The organism is Fibrobacter sp. UWB16, assembly GCF_900215325.1.
Classification (GTDB): domain Bacteria; phylum Fibrobacterota; class Fibrobacteria; order Fibrobacterales; family Fibrobacteraceae; genus Fibrobacter.
The window spans coordinates 71,898-92,478 of sequence record NZ_OCMS01000006.1 but is presented as its reverse complement, the minus strand read 5'-3'; the positions used below and the strand labels follow the sequence as shown (position 1 = coordinate 92,478).

Sequence of the window (20,581 nt, the reverse complement as noted above, 5' to 3'; positions counted from 1 at the left end):
ATTAATCGTATGTTCAAAAAGCTTATTTCGTTTGCACTAACTGTTGGTTCCCTCGCATTTGCAGGGGAGTATTGGCATTTGGACCCGGGCGGTGTGACGATGAAGTTCCTTGCGATGCAGGTTTCGCCGCGTGCGGCTGCGCTCTCGGGTGCAGGCGTTGCTGATCCCGGCCGCGTGTCCGAAATTTCGCGCAATCCGCTTGCAATGAGCGTTGCAAACGATGCGGAATTTGGACTCAGTCAGGTGATTTTTGGCAATGGCGGTGCCGATAACTTTGTTTCGGCTTACTATGGCCTTCCGCTTGGCAAAAAGTACACGCTAGGGCTTGCCGTTGACTTTTTGGGTTACGACAATATTGAAGGTCGTGACGAGAATGGCCTCAAGACTTCGGAATATGGCTCTTACGCTTGGTCGCTTTTGGCGGGTTTTGGTAGCCGTTCCAAGGTTTTCAACTGGGCGGCCTCGGCACGTTTTGCCACGCAGACGATTGATGACGAAACTGGATTTTTGTTCTCGGTCGATGGTGGTGGCTCTTTCCGCGTGAATCAGTATTTATCATTCGGTGCGAACTTCACGAATCTCGGTTTTGCAAGCAAGTATGAATCTGAGAAAGAAGCGGCACCGCTTGCGCTCCAGGCGGGCGTGACGGGATTCATCCCGATTCTTGACCGTTGGATGGTGCATTTGTCTGTAGATGCGTACCGCCGTGCCGATACAAAGGCGCAAGTCTTGATTGGCGGTGAAGTGGTCTACTTCGACATGCTTTCGTTCCGCATGGGCTATGCAGTCCGCCCGGATACCGAAGATGCGATCAGTGGCGGTCTCGGTGTGACGTTTGGCATGGTTGTGTTTGACTACGCTTATAGCCCGCGCCCGGCGTTTGAAGGCGGCAACCATTACATCGCCGTCGGCGTGAAGTTCTAATTCGTTCCCGTTCTGATTTGGCTTGCTCAAGCTTCAATCGGGCGGTTCAATTTTTCGCACGAGTTCCATTCGCGGAGCTCGTGCTTTTTTATTTGGTAGCACAGGCATCCGCGGCTGATTTTGAGCGCTTTGGCGGCTCTGCTTTTATTCCCATTGTGTTCGTATAGCGCTTTTTGAATAAATTGCCAATTCGGTGCCGAGGCTCGTGTGTTGCAGTACGTGTAGTGTTCATCGATATCGTTTATCGTCTGGTGCGAAAATTCTTCGGAGAGGATTTCTTCAAGCGATATTTCGTGTTGCCTTAATAGTGCGTAGCGCTGGAGGACGTTTTTCAGCTGGCGGATATTGCCCGGCCAGTCGTATCTGGAAAGCGCCCTGATTTCCCATTTGCGGAGCAGGAGTTGAACGGCAAAAGTCCTTGCTGTGATATCGTTCCAAATGGCTGTGGCGATGTCGGCGAAGTCGTCCCGGTTGCGGAGCGGCGGGATCACGATGGGGAAGGCGTTCAGCCTGAAGAACAGGTCCTTGCGGAAGTTCCCGCTGTGGATTTCGTTTTGCAAGTCGCGGTTTGTGGCGCATATAAGCCTGAAGTCGACCGGTTCGTTTTGCGTGGCCCCGAGCGGGAGCACGGAATGTTCCTGCAGGATGCGTAAAAGCTTGCTCTGCATGTCGAATGGCATCTCGCCGATTTCGTCGAGGAATAGCGTGCCGCCGTTTGCGGCTTGCACAATGCCCTGGTGATCGCACGCGGCTCCGGTGTAAGAGCCTTTCTTGGCGCCTTCCAAAAGGCTCTCGGCGAGGTTACGTGCAATGGCTCCACAGTTGAGTGCTACGAATGGCCCCTTGCTTCGTGGGCTGTGTTCATGGATAAACCTAGCGGCGATTTCCTTGCCGACTCCTGATTCCCCCTGCAATAGCACGGGAATGTTTGACTTGGCGGCGATAAGCATCAGTTGTTCGTGTTTTTTCATAGATCTTCAAAGTTCTATTTGAGATGGCTCCTACTATATAACACGCTTTTTTCGCCAAATTATTCGGTAAATTTTTATAAAAAATAAGGCTCCTTATGGAGCCTTTGTTACCAGGTTTAGTTCTTTATATCCGTAATCGGTATCGCGATGCTGCTGAGGCATTCCTGGAACTTTTCGTGGTCGGTGTTTTTGTACCTCGAAACGTAGAAGAGCTTGTTGCCATCTTCGTCTTCGTCATCATAGACCGTAAAATATTCAAGATTTTCCGTTTTGCAGAGGTTTTCGTCTACCGTCTTGTAGATGGCGTAACTGCTGCAGGTGGTGGTGCCGTCGGTCACTTCGAGTTTTACTTCTCGGTTGGTGCGTCCGGAAAAGTGGAGTGTCGTTTCCGCTTTCTTGACGGTTACGGTGTATGTCTTGTCGCCAATTTTGAAGGTTTGATTTGTCTTTGAGCCTTCGATAATTTGAACGCCGTTATTTTCAATGCTTTGGGCGATGCTGCTAGCTTGATCTTCGTTGTCCATGATGTAGATGACGTCGTCCATGTGGCTTCTGCGGGCGAGATAACCATACAATTCCACCATAAAGCTGGATTCCATGTAGCCTCTTTCCTGTTCATCGGCAACGTAAAGGTCCATGTGGTATTCGACACTGATGGTCACTTTTCCCGGAGCGTAAGTGTAGGTTCGGGTCACGTAACGGGTGTTTGTGGAGTGTTCTTCTTCGCCTGTTTTTCGGTTGCGTTCAGAGCCGGTATAGACCCAGGTGCCGTAAATGTTGCCTGCTGTGCCACCCACGTACAGGTCGCCGTACTCTTCGATTCCGCCTTCGTAATAATCGTAGAGGACAAGCGTATCGCCAATGAATTCGTAGTCGAAGGAATCCGTTACGACGTCTTTTGTTAGAGATTTCCAAATCAAATTGTCGTTTTCTAGATCGCAACGGTTACCATGGACGTCTGTGAATGTTGTGACCAGCAAATGTTGTGATTCGTCGACGTATAGTGTTCCTGTTATTGAATTTGGATTTTTGTCAGAGGCGGTGTTATCGCCGTTGGCGTTTGAGGATGACGGATTGCTGTCGCCATTGGCATTTGAGGAACTTGACGGATTGCTGTCGCTAATGGCGTTTGGGGCACTTGAGGGGTTACTGTCGCTGCAGGCGGCGATGAGGAATGCGGATGCCACAGCCGTAAGCAAGGTGTATTTCATGATTTTCTCCTTTTTCCTAAAACACAATTCATTATGGGAATATAGTAATTGGAGTTTTTGGAGGTGTTGTACCCCCTAGCCAGTCGCATTTTAAATTTCTACATTGTGCCCGCGCGGCGGTAAAATGCCGTCGTGAAACACCAAGTGGCTGGCTCGATGGGTAAGCTTGGGCAATATCCCGAACGGGGTATGATCGCGAGGAAAGCGGTCAAGCTTGAAGCTGAGAGGTCAGCGGCCCAAAGGAATAACATGTCTAGAATCGTATGTAAGTTCGGCGGCTCCTCTGTTGCCGACGCAGGTCAGTTCAAAAAAATCAAGGCCATTGTCGAAAGCGACAAGAACCGCAAAGTCATCGTCGTTTCTGCTCCGGGCAAGCGTAACCCGAAAGAAACCAAGCTGACCGACCTCCTCTACAGCACCTATGATCTCGCCTCCAAGGGCCTCGATTTCTCTACGCCGTGGAACCTCATCCGCCAGCGTTATGATGAAATTTGCAAGGACCTCGGTCTTGAAGACAAGCTTACCGAAGACCTCGACAGCCTCGAAGACAAGCTCAAGAATCATCCGGAATCCGTGAGCACGGACTTCCTCGTGAGCCGTGGCGAATTCCTCTGCGCACGCCTCATGGCAAAGTATCTCGGTGCAAACTTCGTCGATAGCTACCCGCTCATCACTTTCGATGACAAGTACCGCATCGCTCCGAAAACCTACGAAGAAATTGCAAAGGCTCTCGGCGACGAAAATCAGTTGTACGTATTGCCGGGCTTCTATGGCTCTAACCTCCGTGGCGAAGTGAAGACCTTCAGCCGTGGCGGTTCCGACATCACTGGCGCTATCCTTGCTAACGGCATTGACGCTGCCAAGTACGAAAACTGGACCGATGTTTCGGGCATGCTCATGGCTGACCCGCGCATCGTCGAAAGCCCGCTCCCGATCGAATACGTGAGCTACCGCGAAATCCGCGAACTCGCTTACTCCGGTGCAAGCGTGCTTCACGACGAATCCATCGCTCCGTGCCGCGCCAAGAAGATTCCTATCAACATCCGCAACACGAACCGCCCGGAAGACGCAGGCACCATCATTGGCCCGACTCCGGAAAGCGCAAAGCTCCCGATTACGGGTGTTGCAGGCCGCAAGGGCTTCTCGATGATCTACATCGAAAAGTCCATGATGAACAAGGAAGTTGGCTTTGGCCGCCGCGTGCTCGCCGTTCTCGAAAGCGAAGGACTCTCCTACGAACTCTGCCCGAGTGCAATTGACTCCATGAGCATCGTTGTGGATTCCAAGGCTCTCGACGCCGTGCAAGACGTTGTCCTCGAAGACATCACGCAGCAGATGCGTCCGGACCGTATCAAGATTTTCCCGGGCATCGCTCTTATCGCTACTGTGGGTCACGGCATGACGAACAAGATCGGTGTTGCTGCAAAGCTCTTTACGGCTCTCGCAGAAAACAAGGTAAACGTCCGCATTATCGACCAGGGTTCTTCCCAGATCAATATCATCACTGGTGTTGACGAAGCCGATACTGAAAAGGCTATCAAGGCCATCTACGCCGCCTTCGTGAAGTAAAAAATGGCGGGGCACGCCCCGCTTAATATAACGCGCGATTGTCATCCTGAGCAAGATGCCGCGAGGCATCGCGTCGAAGGATCCAGTAACATTTTAAAGACGACTCGGAATAAAATTCGGGTCGTTTTTGTATTTTTAGAACGAGGTAATATATTTAATCCAATAATAGAGGGGCCAAATGAGCGAAGGAGAAAAAAATCAATTCAACGGAAACTTGGCTTTGTTCAGGGTTTGCGCTATCGTGTACATTGTGAATGTATTGAACTTTGTCTTCAATACGTCCTTTATGGCTGGGCACGGTGGATTTTTCAGTTCGCTGTGGAGCGCGCTTACAAATTCGTCGTTTGAAGATTTGCTTGCGACGGTCGGACTGTTGATTGCCTCGGGAGTTGGCTTAGTTGTGCTGCTCGGTGTCTTGGCTTTTGCCGTTTTACTTGCGCTAGGGATATTTGCGCTTGTCAAAAAGAGCGTGAAGGCGCTAAAAATATTGGCGGTGCCGTTCCTTATCTGGGTTGTATTGTGTGCGTTCGCTATGAATCCTATAAGCGGTTTGTTGGGGAATGAAATGCGAGAAGTGAATCTTGCCCAGAGCTTCATTAGCTTGATTTTTAACATAAATGTTGTCGTTGCCGTGGCGGCGTTCTTTGTTGTTCCTAAAAAGCGAGATGAAAGCGTGGCTATTGCGAATGAAGATTTTAATTTGGGCTTGTTCCGGCTTTGCGCTATCTGCTTTGCCGTAAGCGGATTGAATAGCTTGTCTCATTTTATTTGTGTGCAAACTCCCGTTTTTCAACTTGCTTTCTTTGGCGTTGTTTATTTAGCGGTTGGCGTATTTGCGCTTGTGAAAAAGAATGTGCCGGTTTTGGTGGCTGGGTCTTTGATGATCCTTATTCATATTTTGTTTAATTTATTCAATTTTATCCGCATCTCTGGATTAGACCCTTATATTGCAGCCTCGGTTGTTTTCCATAGCCTTTTCCATACTTCAACCGTGATTGCCATTGCGGTATTCTTTATTAAACCGGAATGGGTGAAGGGTATTTTGCAGAAGATTAAAGGGTAACTTTGCAAAAAAGCCGCCGATTTTGTCGGCGGCAGCATTTCTTAGCTTTATTCCTTAGCTTTCGAAGGGCCTTACTCTCAGCGTGACGCCGAGCTCTTCGCAAATCTTGCGGCAGCGTTCGATTTTTTCTTCGGGCATCACTTTCTCGACGACGGTCATCACCACATTTGGCACATGTTCTTTTGCAAGCACTGCGAATTCTTTCAGCGCGTCGAAGGACTGGATTCCAAATCTCGAACGCGTGAGTTCCAGGAATTCTTCGGCGTCCGGGGCGTTCATCGAGATGGAAACGGTGTTGAAACGGCCTTCGAGTTCCGGCGTTACGTCTCGATTATGGATCAGGTTTGCAAGTCCGTTCGTATTGAGGCGTACTTTTAAATTCGGGTATTTACCGTGCAGCAAGTCGATGACTTTGCACACGTCATGGAGACGTTCAAGCGGTTCGCCGTAGCCGCAAAAGACGAGTTCGTTGATGACGGAAAGGTCGTATTTGTCGAAAATGCTCATGACGCCATCGACGCTCGGTTCGCCGCCTTTGAGCCAGAGCGAATTGCCTTCCATCATTTTCTTTGTCTGGCGCAAGCAAAAAACGCAACTGCACGGGCAGCGGTTTGTCATGTTCACGTAAATGTTCTTGCCTGTGATGTCGCCGCTGTTGGCGATGTCGAGGTAGCCTGCTTGTCCAACGTTTCCAGTTACAGTATAAACAACCATTTAATCCTCCATCAAGTCACGAAGATACATCTCGAAGCACAGTCCCCAATGCGTGGGAACGTTGTTGTCTTCGCAGTAGCGGATGCACTTTGTTACAAATTCTGCGGCCTTTTTGACCGATTCGTAAAAATCGTGGCCGTTCATGTACATGCCCGCGATGATTGAACTGATGACGTCTCCGGTTCCGCTGCGGTCGCCGCCGATGCGGTCCACCATCACGATTCGCGGTTCTTCGCCTTTGCTGTAGACGTAGTTCATGATTTGCTTGCTATTGTACGGAATGCCGGTCACGACGATGTGTTCGGGGCCTTGTTCCGTGAGTTTGCGGCACATTTCGCCGAGTTCGGCGTCGGTGAATCCTTCGGTGCGGTATTCAACGTCGGTCAGCGTGCAAAGTTCTGTCAAGTTCGGCGTCAAGATGTCGGCGTAATGGACGAGCGCTTTCATCTTTTCGCACAAAGTTGGCGTGTACGTTTCGTAGAGCTTGCCGTAGTCGCCCATCACGGGGTCCACCAAGGTAAACGAGCCGTTTTTCTTGAACGTCTTGAAGAAATCAATGACAATGTCGACCTGTTCTTCGGAACCGAGGAACCCAGAAGCAATGGCGTCGAATGATAAATTCAAATCCTTGTAGGTTTGAATGTAATCGCGCATTTTTGAAGTGTAGTCGTCGAAGTAGTATTCGGGGAACTGCGTGTGCGCCGAAAGAACAGCGGTTGGTATTGTTACCGCTTGAATTTTCATGGCGGAAACAATCGGTGCCATGACTGCGATGGAGCACCGACCAAATCCTGTAACATCATTAATTAACGCGATTTTCTTTTGAGACATGGCGAACTAAAAATTAAAAATCTTTCTTTTCCGAGAGTACGCGCACGGATGCAAATGCTGCCGAAACGATAACTGCAAGGAGCGTGGGGCCGAGGAAAACGGAGTCGAAATGTTCCGCCACTTGGTAAGCGATAAAGCCCGCAAGCCAGGCGAAAATGTTCCAGAGCCAAGCGCCGAGCGATTCGGTGCGTTCCTTGGAAAAGTAGAACGAGACCAAGAGAACGGCGGCCATCGGGGCGAATACGGAAGCAATCAGGTAAAGGAAGCTGATGTAGTGCTCCATGATTCCCGAAATGGCGAGAGCTGCGCTCAAGAAACTCACGACAACACCTGCAATTTTTGGATTTATTTTACTGTAAATCGCCTTGGATGATTCGCCTGCGGAGTTTGCCGCAAGGAAGTTTGTTGTCACTGTCGAGAGCACTACGATGATGATTCCCGGGAGTCCGAGGCCTGCGAGGAGAATGGCTTGCGCGATGTTGTTGCCTGCGCCAATGCCCGAAATTTCGATACCGATAATGTACATCCAGAGACTTGCGAATGTATAGGCGAGTGCAGAGATTGCTGTTGCCTTTACGGGCTTTTCGGCGTCCTTCGTGTAGTCCGAAATCACGGGCAACCAAGAAATCGGCATGGCAATGGAAATCTCGAAAATGTTCCAGAACTTGAGCGCGGTTGCTGCGTTTCCGGCGGCACCTGCGGGTGAACTGTCGAGTCCGAACAACTTCACAGAAAGAATCGCGAGCAAAACGGCGAGGGCTGCCATCACGACGGTCGTCACGTTGGCGGAACGGCGGATGCCTACGTAAACCCAGATGGCGATGAGAGCTGCGAGAATCACGCACGTGAGCGGGAACGAAATTGGCAAGTTGAGCCCTGCCAATGCCGAAGCGCCTTGAGCGTTCAAAACAGCGACCCAAGCGAGCAACTGGAATGTGTTCAGCGCGGCGAAAAATTTGGAACCGTATTTGCCGAATGAGGATTTTGTTGTTTCCATGGCGTTCAGGCGAACGCGTGCGCCGATGAGGCCCACGAAAAAGAGCAGGATGCCGCCAAAAATGTGCCCGAGCACGAGCGGGAGCCAGAGCGAATCCCTTGCTGCGGCAGCGCCAATTTCTATACCCGCTTCGATTTCGGAAACGGAGATGGCGACGCCAAACCATATAATTCCATTTGCAAAAAGTCCTGTGCGTTTTTCCATGTTACGCCTCCTGTTGTCTCTTTCGCTTGTCGCTTCGCTTTCGTCATCCTGAAGCCGAAGGCGATAGGATCCATTATTTCTTGCATTTGTTTTTTGATGCTTCTTTCAAATGCGGCACAAAGATAGCAAAGTGGTAGGTTATTCACAAGGTATAGGACTATACTACTTTTTTATGGGGTGGTATAGGTTTTATTGATAACGAAGGTGCGCGTTTTTCCTTGTCATAAACAGAAAATCCCCGCGGCGTTTTTGCACACGGGGATGAGCGATAGACTAGAGCGAACTTAGAATCTGTCTATCAGTAAAGAGAGGTGTCTCCTTGCAACGACAGTAGAGGTGTAAGTTTTTTGCGAATGGCGCACTGTCATCCTGGAGGCCATAGGCCGATAGGATCCAGTGCGTTCTAGCTTTACTTTTCTTCACGCAGTTTCTTGGCGGCGGCGACGAGGTTCTTGAGGCTTGCCGTCGTTTCGGTTTCGCCACGAGTCTTGAGGCCGCAATCCGGGTTCACCCACACATTCTGCTGCGGGACCTTCGCGATGATCTTGTGGAGAGCATCGACGATTTCCTGTTCGGACGGAACGCGCGGAGAGTGGATGTCGTAAACACCCGGGCCCACCTGCGTTTCGAACTTGGCGTCGTTCAAGGCGTCGAGCAGCTTGAGGTCAGAACGGCTGGCTTCGAACGTGATCACGTCGGCGTCCATGTTGTCGATGTCGTGAACGATGTCATTGAATTCGCTATAGCACATGTGCGTGTGGATCTGCGTTTCGGGCTTGACCTTGGCGTGAACCAGGCGGAATGCCGGAATGGCCCAGTCGAGGTATTCCTTGTGCCAGTCGCTCTTGCGGAGCGGCAGCTTTTCGCGGAGGGCGGCTTCGTCAATCTGGATGATTCTGATGCCGTTCTTTTCGAGGTCCAAAACTTCGTCACGGATGGCAAGGCCGATTTCCTGAGCCTGCGTCTTGAGCGAAATGTCTTCGCGCGGGAAGGACCAGTTGAGAATCGTGACAGGACCCGTAAGCATGCCCTTCACCGGCTTCTTGGTGCAACTTTGTGCGAAAACGGACCATTCAACCGTAATCGGAGCGCTGCGGCTCACGTCACCCCAAACGACAGGCGGCTTCACGCAACGGGTACCGTAGCTCTGCACCCAGGCGTTCTGCGTGAACACAAAACCGTCAATCTTGGAACCGAAATATTCCACCATGTCATTGCGTTCAAATTCACCGTGGACAATCACGTCGAGGCCAATTTCTTCCTGCAACTTGATGCATTCGGCAATCTTCTTCTGGTTGAATGCAACGTACTGTTCCTTGGAAATTTCGCCCTTGCGGAATGCAGCGCGGTTAGCGCGAACTTCGGCAGTCTGCGGGAAGGAGCCGATTGTCGTTGTCGGGAAGGCCGGCAACTTGAATTCTGCCTTCTGCACTTCGCGACGTTCGAGGCGGCTCGGCTTGCGTTCGAAATCAGCAGCGCCGAGGGCGGCGAGCTCAGCCTGAACCTTTGCGTTTGCTTGAACGCGAGCGGTTGCGAACAAAGCATTGTTCTTGGCGAGTGCGTCTGCGTCAGCGCTTGCGAGTTCTGCAAGTTCCACGAGCTTTTCTTCGGCGAATGCAAAATGCTTGAGAATGTCGGCTGAAAGCTTCTGTTCTGCGGCAACCGTGTAGGGCACATGCAGGAGAGAACAAGAAGTGCCAACAACAACGTTTTCTGCAGCGACATACTTCTTGATTTCGGCGAGGATTGCGTTCTTCTGTGCGTAATCAGCGCGCCAGATGTTCTTGCCGTTTACAACGCCTGCTAAGAGGAGCGTGTTCTTTGGGAAACCTGTCTTCAAAAGTTCGAGAGACTTAAGACCTTCGACGAAATCCAAACCGATAGCGTCAAAGCCGAGTGCGGTTACATCCTGATAGGCATCGCGGATGTCGCCGAAGTAAGTCTGCAATGCAATCTTGAGGTTCTTCTTTTCGCCGATCTTTCTCAAGAGTTCTGCGTAAATCGTCTTGAAGAGTTCGCGTTCTTCTGCAGTCACGTCGAAGACGAGAGCCGGTTCTGCGAACGAAATCCACTTGGCGCCTGCGGTGGCGAGCTTTTCAGCAAGTTCTGCGTAAGCGTTGACTGCTGCAGCAGCGAAGTCTTTAGCCTTCTTGTTGCCGTTGTAGCGGGCGAGGCGGAGGAATGTGTATGCGCCGATAAGCGTCGGAACGGATTCAATTCCGGCCGATTTGGCTTCGTTGAATTCTTCAACCGGCTTTTTGCCGACGAGCTTGAGTTCGGTAGCGTCGTCGATTTCCGGAACAATGTAATGGTAGTTCGTATTGAACCACTTCTTCATCGGGAGGGCCTTCACATCGCCCTTTGCGCCCTGGTAACCGTGGGCGGCTGCGAAATACTTTTCGAGCGTGCTCAATTCGAGGCTGCTGTAGCGTTCCGGAATGACGTTCAGCAAAAATGCGGTGTCGAGAACGTTGTCGTAGAACGAGAAATCGTTGGACGGGATGAAGTCGATGCCTGCGGCCTTCTGCTTCTGCCAACCGTACTGGCGGATTTCTGCGGCGACCTTCTGGAGTTCAGCTTCGGAAATTTCGCCCTTGAAGAACTTTTCGCTAGCGAACTTGAGTTCACGATTCTTACCGATACGCGGGAAACCAATTACAGATGTTTTAATGCTCATGGTGTTTTACCTACCTTTTTACTTTGTTTTTTGAACGCTCCAAATATACCTCACTTTTTATCATCGGTAAAATACTATTTTTTATGCGTTCACCATAGATTTTTCCTATGGTGATTTATAACTAGCGATAAGGAAAACTTATGACTCTACAACAACTTAAATATGCCATTGCCATTGCAGACACGCGAAACATTACTGAAGCGTCTAAGCGAGTGTTTATCTCGCAGCCAAGCCTTACCGCTGCCATCCATGAACTTGAAGAAGAAATGGGTGTCACGATTTTCAACCGCTCCAACAAAGGCGTGACCATTACAAACGAAGGCGATGAATTCCTCTCATACGCAAGGCAGGTTTTGGAACAGGCGACGCTTTTGGAAGACCGCTATAAAGGCGGCAAGGGCGGCAACATGATTTTCTCCGTCAGCTGCCAGCACTATTCTTTTGCCGTGAATGCGTTTGTCGATGTTATCCGCAAATTTGGTGGTCCGAGCTACGATTTTACGCTTCGCGAAACGCAAACTAACGAAATCATTGACGATGTCGCCAAGATGAAAAGCGAAATGGGCGTTCTCTACCTCAGCGATAAAAACGAAAAGGTCATCACCAAGCTCATTCAAAAGAACAATCTCGTGTTTGAACCACTTTTTGCAACACCGCTTCACGTGTTCATGTCATCGAAGAATCCGTTAGCAAAAAAAGAAAAAATCACGCTTGCGGATCTCAAGCCATTCCCGTACTTGACCTACGAACAGGGCGATTTCAACTCGTTCTACTTTGCCGAAGAACCGCTCACTGCCATCGATTTTGACTGTCCGCGAAACATCAAAGTCCGCGACCGTGCCACACTTTTTAACTTGCTCATCGGCCTTGACGGCTACACGATTTGCTCTGGTGTCATTAGCCACAAACTCAACGGCAAGAACATCATCGCAAAACGCCTTGATGTCCACGACAAAATGACTGTCGGTTATGTTATGCGCAAAGGCGTCACGAAATCAAGATATGCTGAGGCGTATATTGCTGCGCTAAAGAAACATTGTCGGTAGGGGGGACATTCCCATTCTGGCTAGGGTTGCCGTTGGTGCACGACCCGTTATAACTAATAATGAACACTTTTCTTATATTATAAGTGTAAGGAACGAACTATTATATGGCGCAGAATGTATTCAGCTATCGCGATGCGGTTATCGACGAGTATAGCCGCTTTTCACGCAGTTTCACTAAGATTTCGGCGGATGACATCAAGCGCGTCGTCGATGCCGAATACGCTGATGGCCGCTATTGGCCGGATCCGCTGATTCAAATCAATCCGAACTACCAGACTAGCGCCACGATTGACAAGCTTTGTGACGAAGGTGTTCTGTCACCGAAGTGCCGCGACATATTCAAGGTAGGCAAGGATAACGAGGGTATGGGTGGTAAGCCGATGTCCCTATATCAGCATCAGACACAAGCCATATCGCTCGCAAAGGAGCACAAAAGCTTTGTTGTCACGACGGGTACAGGTTCCGGTAAAAGTCTTTCCTTCTTCATTCCTATCGTAGACTCCATCTTGCGTGCGAAGGAACTTGATAAAACTCCGCGTACACGCGCCATCATCATCTATCCGATGAACGCCTTGGCCAATAGCCAGATGGAGGAAATCAACAAGTTTCTTGGCAATACCGGCGCATTCACGGTGGATCGTTATACTGGGCAAGATTTGGATGCCGAACGAAAGCGCATAGCGAGCAATCCACCAGACATATTGCTTACGAACTATATGATGATGGAACTGATTCTGACTCGTGGTTCCGAGGTCGATAAGGCCGTGATGGAGCATTGCGATGGCTTGCAGTTTCTCGTACTGGACGAATTGCATACATACCGTGGACGGCAAGGGGCCGATGTGGCCTTGCTGGTACGCCGCCTACGTCGTGAAACTAAGGCTGATAACCTAATCTGCATCGGAACATCGGCGACTATGGATAATGCCGGAACCGAGGATGACCAGAACCGAGCCGTGGCATCGGTGGCGTCTAAACTGTTCGGTGCCGAAATCCCGCCTTCTAATGTGATTACGGAGACTTTGGCTCAAGCGACGGATGAACACCTGAATCTGGATAAGGTAAGACCGCTTCTGAATGCACGTATCGCAAAGGGTGTAACCCCGTTTACGTCCTTGGATGATTTTAGGAACGATCCGTTGTCGGTCTGGGTGGAACTTACGCTTGGTATTGACAAACCGGCTGTAGGCAAGGCCAAGAGAGCGAAGCCAATTACGCTTCGTATGGCGGCTAAAAAACTTGCTAAAGATGCGGACGTATCTTTGGATAGCGCGTTGGGAGCCTTGCAAGATTACCTGATGGCGGCCCATGCCCTGACCAACCCTAATGGCCGAAAGCCGTTCGCCTTCAAGCTGCACCAGTTCATCAGCGGCCCCGGCAGCGTACTGTGTACCCTCGAACCTGAGGGTAAGCGCCGTGTAACCCTGGATGCTCAGGTCTATGCTCCTGGTAGTGATGGCGTAAAATTATTCAACGCCCACTTCTGTCGAGAATGTGGCGAAGAGTTCTTTCCGGTCCGTTTCAATGATGAACGCAAGGTGTTCGAACCGCGCGATATCGGCGAGGTTCCGACGGATGATAATAGCGATGTCAATGGTTTCCTCGTTCCGAAAAAGTCCGGCTTCAAGTATCAGACAACCGATGATCTGCCAGAAAGCTGGTGGGAACTTGACAAGCATGGATTTCCGGTAGTTCGCAAGAACTATGCTCCGTTCCAGCCGATTCCGATGTATATACGGGCCGACGGCACACGCGATATTGAAAAGAAACCGAATAATACCGACTTCTGGTACATTCCGGGCAAGGTTCGTTTCTGCCCATGTTGCGGCCACGAATACAGACAGTTCAGTTCTGACCGCAACAAACTTATAGGCTTGAGTGGTGAAGGCCGTTCTTCGGCGACCACGGTACTTACGCTGGCCGTACTTAACCAGCTGTTCCGTGACAATCCCTATGGCAAGGATGTTGGCGATAACGATGTCCGCAAGATGCTTGGTTTTACCGACAACCGTCAGGATGCTGCGTTACAGGCCGGACACTTTAACGATTTCGTCTACACTGTGACGCTCCGTGCCGCATTGCTTGGCGCGATGGAGCAGCATGGCGGCGTATTGCCGTACGAACAGCTTTCCGGTGCCGTATTCGCGGCTCTGGGCTTCGATTCGCGTAACAAGGATGTGCTCAAGGAGTACATGGTCAACCCGAAGATAGACCAGCCTAATGCACTCGAAAATGTCAAGAACGAGGCTAAGTTTATTCTCGGTTATCGTCTGATGAAGGATCTCGCTTCCGGTTGGTACAACAACAATCCGCCGCTTGAAATGTTGGGTATGCTCCATATCGAGTATAAGGGCTTGCGTGAACTTTGTGGTGATGACAACCGCTTTGCAGGCTGTGATGAACTGGCTTGCTTGACTCAGGCCAAGAGGCTAGAGTTCTATCATATCTTGTTCCAGATAATGAAGGCTCAGCTCTGCGTGGATTCATTCTATCTGAACAGAAGCGAGCAGCAGAAGGTTCTGGAATCGTCCTATCTTGACCTACTTGAAAAGTGGGGATTCGCCTATAACGAGAAGCCCGATGGGTTCAACTATGTTGACGATTCTGGCCGAAAGCAAACGCGTGGCGCGGGTAGACGCGACTATGCGACGGTGTCCTTGGCTCAGAACTCCCAGATTTCTAGGGCCATCAAGAACTCCAGTATATGGGCCGGAACTCCGGCTGAAGCTAAGATCAAGGCGAAGGGGAGTGCGGACCTGATTCGCGAAGTCGTCGTAGCCGCATTCGAAATAGCCCGTTCCGCCGATATTGTTCACCGTACACCCGATGGCTGGCAGTTGCATGCCAATACCATGGAATGGCATACTGGTCGAAATCCGGATGTTTCTAATGCCGGTATCCGCGCCAATGAATACTTCGGTGCTGTCTATAGGAACGTCAAGGATGCCCTTGTGCAGTCTGCAATCGACAATCAGAGCTGCTATGTCTTTGATTACAGCGCACACGAACATACGGCCCAGGTGGATGCGCAAGACCGCAAGAAACTGGAACGTCAGTTTAGATTTACCAAAAAAGATATCGAGGAATGGAAAGAGGAAAATCCAGGAATTGAGCTGAAGCGCCTGCCGGTTCTCTACTGTTCTCCTACGATGGAGCTTGGCGTCGATATATCGAGCCTGAACACAGTCTATATGCGCAACGTGCCTCCCACGGCGAGCAACTATGCCCAGCGTAGTGGACGTGCGGGGCGATCCGGTCAACCGGCTCTGGTGATTACCTATAGCTCCTCTATGAGTCCCCACGACCAGTGGTTCTTTGAGAAGCGAACCGATATGGTGTCCGGTATCGTGAATGCTCCTACGCTTGACATTACGAACAAGGACTTGATAACGAGCCATATTCACGCTGTTTGGCTTCAGGAACTCGATTACGGTCTGGGCCAGAGCATCTATGATAACGTGATGGACCCGGAATCCGGCTTACGCCTTGACATTCGAAAAGACCTGTTAGAACGAATTAACGACGACGGCGTAAAACAGGCTGCGAAAAAGGAGGCCAAGAACGTCTTGGCCGATGTTCGCAAAGCTCTGTCCGAAGACGAACAGAAACAGCCTTGGGTTCAGGATGACTACGTCGATAAGGTCATTGACGATGTTGCCAAGGATTTTAACGCCGCCTTTGACAGCTGGCGCACTCTGTTGCGGTCTATCAAGAAACAGATGGCGGATTCCGATAAGATTGTTCAGAGCCTCAGCATAACAGCCATTGAACGTGAACGAGCCAAGAGGCGCTACTTCGATGCCAGCCAGCAGCTGAATGTTTTGATTGGTAAATCTGCCAACAAGAACAACGATTTCTACCCATACCGTTACTTGGCAAGCCAGGGCTTCCTTCCGGGGTATGATTTTCCGCGCCTTCCGCTGATGGCGTGGATTCCGTCGGTCAGGGGAAATCTCGCCGGTAAGAAGGATGACGCCGGTTCTATGGTGAGCCGTCCGCGATTCCTTGCCATTTCCGAATTTGGTCCCCAGAGCATCATTTACCACGAAGGTCGCCGCTACAAGGTGTTTAAGGCAAAGCTGAACTCCGGTAACGGCCAGGCGACGGCAACGGACAAACTCGCTACCCAGACAATGGTGATTTGCGACCGTTGCGGTTACGGACACGTGAGCGTGAACGCCGAACGGTGCGAAAAGTGTGGCCAGCCGTTGACCGCCGGAACGACGATAGATTCGCTCTACAAGATTGAAACCGTCGAGACAAAGCCGAGTACGCGTATTTCGGCAAACGAGGAAGAACGCCTTCGCAAGGGGTATGACCTCCAGACGGTTTATCGCTTTGCCAGCGACAAGGGTATTCTTTGCTATAACCAGTCGAAGATGATGCTGGACGGCGATTGTGTCGGTGAACTGACTTATGGTCCGAATGCCAAGTTGTGGATGTTGAATCTCGGTTGGCGCAAGCGCAAGAACATGTCCGTGAAGGGATTCGAAATCAATCCGATGACGGGACGCTGGGAAACTGACCCCGGCGATACGGATGCGCCGGATCAGGACGACAAGGAAAATTCCAAGGTCCAGCCGCAACGTATTGTGCCGTTTGTCGAAGACACGAAGAACATTCTGGTCTACGAACCCAAGCGTGGCTTGCTTGATACGGCTCCCTATTCCCAGACGACGATGGCGACGGTAGCCTCCGCGCTACAGCGAGCCATCGAAGAGGAGTTCCAGATTGAACAGTCCGAACTTTCCGTAAAGCAGATGCCTAACGAGAAGGAATGCACAAGTCTGCTTTTCTACGAGGCTTCCGAAGGCGGAGCCGGTGTTCTGACAGAACTGTTGCGCAATGGCGAGGCGATTGGCCGAATTGCTCGTCGTGCGCTTTCGATTATGCACTTCTCGTGGAATAGTGCGGCTGAAGATCCCAGTCGAGGACCTTCGCCAAAGTCTGTCGATGAACTGAACGATCTCGAACAGACAAAACCGCTTGAAGTACGCTGCGTGGCAGGGTGCTACAGATGCCTATTGAGCTACTATAACCAACCCCAGCACAGCATCATTGACCGTCATGACGAAGACGCGCTCAAGATTCTTGTCGAACTCGCTAACGCCACGGCTGAAAAGGTCGAAACTCAGGCAGAGGCGACCGTACGCGAAGATGAACACGCGAAGTCGCTCGATGACATACTGGATTCGATATTCTGCGTAAAGCCGGATGCATATAATAAGGCTATCAATAATGGAGCCTATACGGTTTTGGCTTTGTGGAAGGCTTCGCGTCTGGTACTCTTGGCAGAAATGCCGGAGGATTCCTTGCGTCAATATCTTGATGCAAAGGGATATCGCTTTATCGTTATCGGCAAAACCCCAGAAGAATGGGAACAAGCCATAATGCAGAATAGGAATAAGTTCCCCGGTTGCGATACTGACGAACTCTAACTTTTGATGAATTGAAGGATTTAAGATGGCTGATACTGTTATTTACCCCTTAGGCTCCCTTGTCAAAGTGCGTGGACGCGAATGGGTCGTGGAACCCTGCGACTTGAAGGATTGCATCAAGCTCCGTCCGCTTGGGGGAACCGATGACGAAACTCAGGTTATCATGCCGTCCATCGAGGATACGAGACTTGAAAGTGCCGTATTCCCGGCTCCGAATACGACCGATATCGGACGTTTTGAATCCGCCAAGCTGCTCCGCGATGCGTTGAAGCTCAAGCTTACGAATGCCGCCGGACCGTTCCGCAGTTTCGGCCACTTGGCTTTTGAGCCGCGAAGCTACCAGCTGGTACCTCTTCTGATGGCATTAAAGATGCCCGTGGTCCGTTTGCTGATTGCCGATGACGTAGGTATCGGTAAGACAATCGAGGCCGGCCTTATCATAAAGGAACTCTACGAACGCGGTGAAATATCCAAGTTTGTCGTTCTATGTCCGCCTCATCTTGTGACCCAGTGGGTGACGGAACTCAAGGAACACTTCAATATCGACGCCGTCGGTATCACGGCGCGTTCTATTGCAAGCCTCGAAAAAGAGGTCAGCAAGACGGAACAGTTCTTTGAGCATTATCCGGCGGCGGTCATTTCGCTGGACTATATCAAGAGCGACACTCACCGCGACTGGTTCAAGACACATATCGACGACGCCATGCTGGTGGTCGATGAGGCCCATACATGTTGCGTGGGCGGTGGCCGACAGTTGCGATTCTCCCTGTTGCAGGACTTGGCTGCGAACGAGGAACGCCATATTATCCTCTTGACGGCAACGCCGCATTCCGGCGACGAACATGCCTTCAATAACCTTCTTTCGCTATTGAAAAAGGACTATGCCGAACTCGACGACTTGTCCGTGGACCACTCATCCAGTGAAAAGACGAAGCTCCGTGAAGATTTGGGCCGTCATCTGGTACAGCGCCGTCGAATTGACGTGATGAACTATCCCGGCAAGGCTGCTTTCCCTGACCGTAAGACCAAGGAAATCACCTACAAGTTGACCGGTGAATGGGGCGACTTCTTTAACGAGGTTCGCGAATACTGCGTAGATATCGCGAACAGGGCCGAAATTACCGACGGTTTCAAGGGACGTATGATGTGGTATGCGACGCTCGCTTTGTTGCGCTGCATATCCTCCAGTCCGCTTGCCGCCAAGAGCGCCCTTACGACTCGACTGAACAGCATCGAAGAGAACGCCAAGCTGGCCGAAGAAACCGCCGAAAATGCGGCTCTCTTGGAAGGCTACATCACCGAAACCTACGACGGCGAAGACGATACAGAAGCCAACGACCAGTTTGTAAGTCCGGTTCTGGAAGATTCCGAAGCGGTCAAGCGCCTGATAGCGAAGGCCGAATCCCTGAGTGGCAAGATTGAAGATCCGAAGTTCAAGTGTCTTGCCAAACATCTTGACGACATGCTCAAGATGCTAAAGAAGTCGGGCGACAGTTACCGTCCGGTCATTTTCTGCAAGTATATTGCGACGGCGCACTATGTAGCCGACCAGCTCAAGGCTGAGTTCCCCAAGTGCAGCGTGGCATGCGTTACCGGTGAACTCACCAATGAGGAACGCGAAGAACAGGTCCGTGAATTGGCGGAATCCGATTCGCCGATTCTCGTGGCGACGGACTGCCTATCCGAAGGTATTAACCTTCAGGACTACTTTAACGCCGTCGTTCACTATGACTTGGCATGGAATCCGACTCGCCATGAACAGCGCGAAGGCCGTGTAGACCGTTTCGGCCAACAGTGCAAGGATGTCTGGTGTACCATGCTTTACGGTGCCGACAATCCGGTAGACGGACTTATTTTCAATGTAATCCTCCGCAAGGCCGAAAAGATCAAGGAAGACCTCGGTATTTCTGTTCCGGTTCCTGAAGACAATGGCAATATCCGCGTGGCGCTTGTGAAAGCTGCTCTGCTCAAGAAATACGTGGCGACCGATAAGAATGGTCAGCTAGAACTTGACTTTGGCGAAGAGTTTGCTACCGACGTGAACAATGTTGAACGGAACTGGCAACGCGCCATCGACAAGGAACGCCGTAACCGCACCATTTTCAGCCAGCAGTCCCTCAAGCCCGAAGAAATCATGCCGGAATGGGACAAGACGAAGGAAGCCCTTGGCGACTCCGAAGACGTGCAGAAGTTCTTCGAGGTGGCGACGACGCGCTTGAATGCGGCGAAGGAACGTGCTTCGGAGCATGCCTTTACCCTCGATGTCAAGACATTACCTCTCGAAATCCGTAGCCAGTTGCAAGCATCTTTCCCCAAGAAGGACCTGAAAAAGCCTCTGAAGATATCGTTTGCGTATCCGCCGCCGCAAGGCTATGCCTTTATTCACCGTACGAATCCCATCGTGGAGAGTCTCTCTAACTATCTGTTGGAAGGCGCTCTTTCTGGCAAGAACGACATCGCAGCCCGTTCTGGCGCGTACGAGACCGAGGCCGTGAATGAACTGACCGCCATTTACTTGCTCCGAGTTCGTTACCAGTTGCGCAATACCGGCAAGAATGTGCCGAAGCTGATGATGGCCGAAGAGGCCGTGGCGGTGGCCGTCAACTTGGTAGGGGAGCCTCGAATCATCGAAAACGGCGACGTAAACGCGCTCCTCGAAGGGAGTCCGACCGGAAATCTTGGCGAACCCGTTATCCGCGACAATGTGGCTCGTGCGCTTGACTTTTATCGGGGTAATACCCAGCTTTTTGCGGACCTTGCCCAGAGACGCGGGGCCGTGCTTTCCGAAGACCATTTGCGAGTTCGTTCGGCCAGCGCCCAGCGTTACGGTACCGTGACCGTGGAGCCGTGCTTACCGGCGGACTTGATTGGATGTTATGTGCTTGTGCCCGGAGGCGACCTATAATGACCTGTGGCGAGTCTTTTTTATTATATTA

General features: G+C 51.0%; 12 protein-coding genes. 6 read left to right on the top strand and 6 right to left on the bottom strand.

Annotation, left to right across the window (positions count from 1 at the left end; genetic code table 11):
- The first annotated feature begins 9 nt into the window (after positions 1-9).
- Positions 10-924 (top strand): hypothetical protein, encoded by a 915-nt coding sequence (locus tag CRN95_RS14070; protein ID WP_088630031.1) that lies wholly within the window; start codon positions 10-12, stop codon positions 922-924.
- 26 nt (positions 925-950) lie between these two features.
- On the opposite strand, the gene CRN95_RS14065 is transcribed toward CRN95_RS14070, so the two are convergent.
- Both CRN95_RS14065 and CRN95_RS14060 read right to left on the bottom strand, forming a co-directional pair.
- Complete coding sequence (locus CRN95_RS14065) at positions 951-1,895, bottom strand: sigma 54-interacting transcriptional regulator (protein WP_088630032.1); 945 nt, start codon at positions 1,893-1,895, stop codon at positions 951-953.
- Positions 1,896-2,011: 116 nt separating this feature from the next.
- Positions 2,012-3,106 carry a hypothetical protein gene (locus CRN95_RS14060; RefSeq protein ID WP_088630033.1) on the bottom strand — a complete coding sequence of 365 codons (1,095 nt, stop codon included), beginning with the start codon at positions 3,104-3,106 and terminating at the stop codon, positions 2,012-2,014.
- 249 nt (positions 3,107-3,355) lie between these two features.
- Here CRN95_RS14060 and CRN95_RS14055 point away from each other — a divergent pair, with 249 nt between their 5' ends.
- On the top strand, positions 3,356-4,675 hold the full coding sequence (locus CRN95_RS14055) for an aspartate kinase (RefSeq protein ID WP_088630034.1): 1,320 nt from the start codon (positions 3,356-3,358) through the stop codon (positions 4,673-4,675).
- A 352-nt stretch (positions 4,676-5,027) separates the two neighbouring features.
- Positions 5,028-5,738, top strand: a complete 711-nt coding sequence (locus tag CRN95_RS14050; RefSeq protein ID WP_235003065.1) for a hypothetical protein — start codon at positions 5,028-5,030, stop codon at positions 5,736-5,738.
- A gap of 54 nt (positions 5,739-5,792) precedes the next feature.
- Here CRN95_RS14050 and CRN95_RS14045 read toward each other — a convergent pair whose 3' ends face one another.
- The 4 genes from CRN95_RS14045 to metE form a co-directional block, all read right to left on the bottom strand.
- Positions 5,793-6,452, bottom strand: coding sequence for a TatD family nuclease-associated radical SAM protein (locus CRN95_RS14045; RefSeq protein ID WP_088630036.1), 660 nt, complete (start codon positions 6,450-6,452; stop codon positions 5,793-5,795).
- Entirely contained in the window at positions 6,453-7,283 is an 831-nt protein-coding gene (locus CRN95_RS14040) for a pyridoxamine kinase (protein ID WP_014546053.1), read from the bottom strand.
- 13 nt (positions 7,284-7,296) lie between these two features.
- The gene (locus tag CRN95_RS14035; protein WP_088630037.1) at positions 7,297-8,484 is read right to left on the bottom strand and encodes a cytosine permease; all 1,188 of its coding nucleotides are present in this window, start codon (positions 8,482-8,484) and stop codon (positions 7,297-7,299) included.
- Positions 8,485-8,893: 409 nt separating this feature from the next.
- Positions 8,894-11,161, bottom strand: coding sequence for a 5-methyltetrahydropteroyltriglutamate--homocysteine S-methyltransferase (metE, locus tag CRN95_RS14030; RefSeq protein WP_176421765.1), 2,268 nt, complete (start codon positions 11,159-11,161; stop codon positions 8,894-8,896).
- Between the two features lie 140 nt (positions 11,162-11,301).
- Between metE and CRN95_RS14025 the strand changes: the two genes are divergently transcribed.
- The 3 genes from CRN95_RS14025 to CRN95_RS14015 all read left to right on the top strand — a co-directional run bounded on the left by CRN95_RS14025 (position 11,302) and on the right by CRN95_RS14015 (position 20,550).
- Positions 11,302-12,207 carry a LysR family transcriptional regulator gene (locus CRN95_RS14025; RefSeq protein ID WP_088630038.1) on the top strand — a complete coding sequence of 302 codons (906 nt, stop codon included), beginning with the start codon at positions 11,302-11,304 and terminating at the stop codon, positions 12,205-12,207.
- A 104-nt stretch (positions 12,208-12,311) separates the two neighbouring features.
- On the top strand, positions 12,312-17,645 hold the full coding sequence (locus CRN95_RS14020) for a DEAD/DEAH box helicase (RefSeq protein WP_088630039.1): 5,334 nt from the start codon (positions 12,312-12,314) through the stop codon (positions 17,643-17,645).
- A gap of 25 nt (positions 17,646-17,670) precedes the next feature.
- Complete coding sequence (locus tag CRN95_RS14015) at positions 17,671-20,550, top strand: helicase-related protein (RefSeq protein WP_088630040.1); 2,880 nt, start codon at positions 17,671-17,673, stop codon at positions 20,548-20,550.
- The last annotated feature ends 31 nt before the right edge of the window (positions 20,551-20,581 follow it).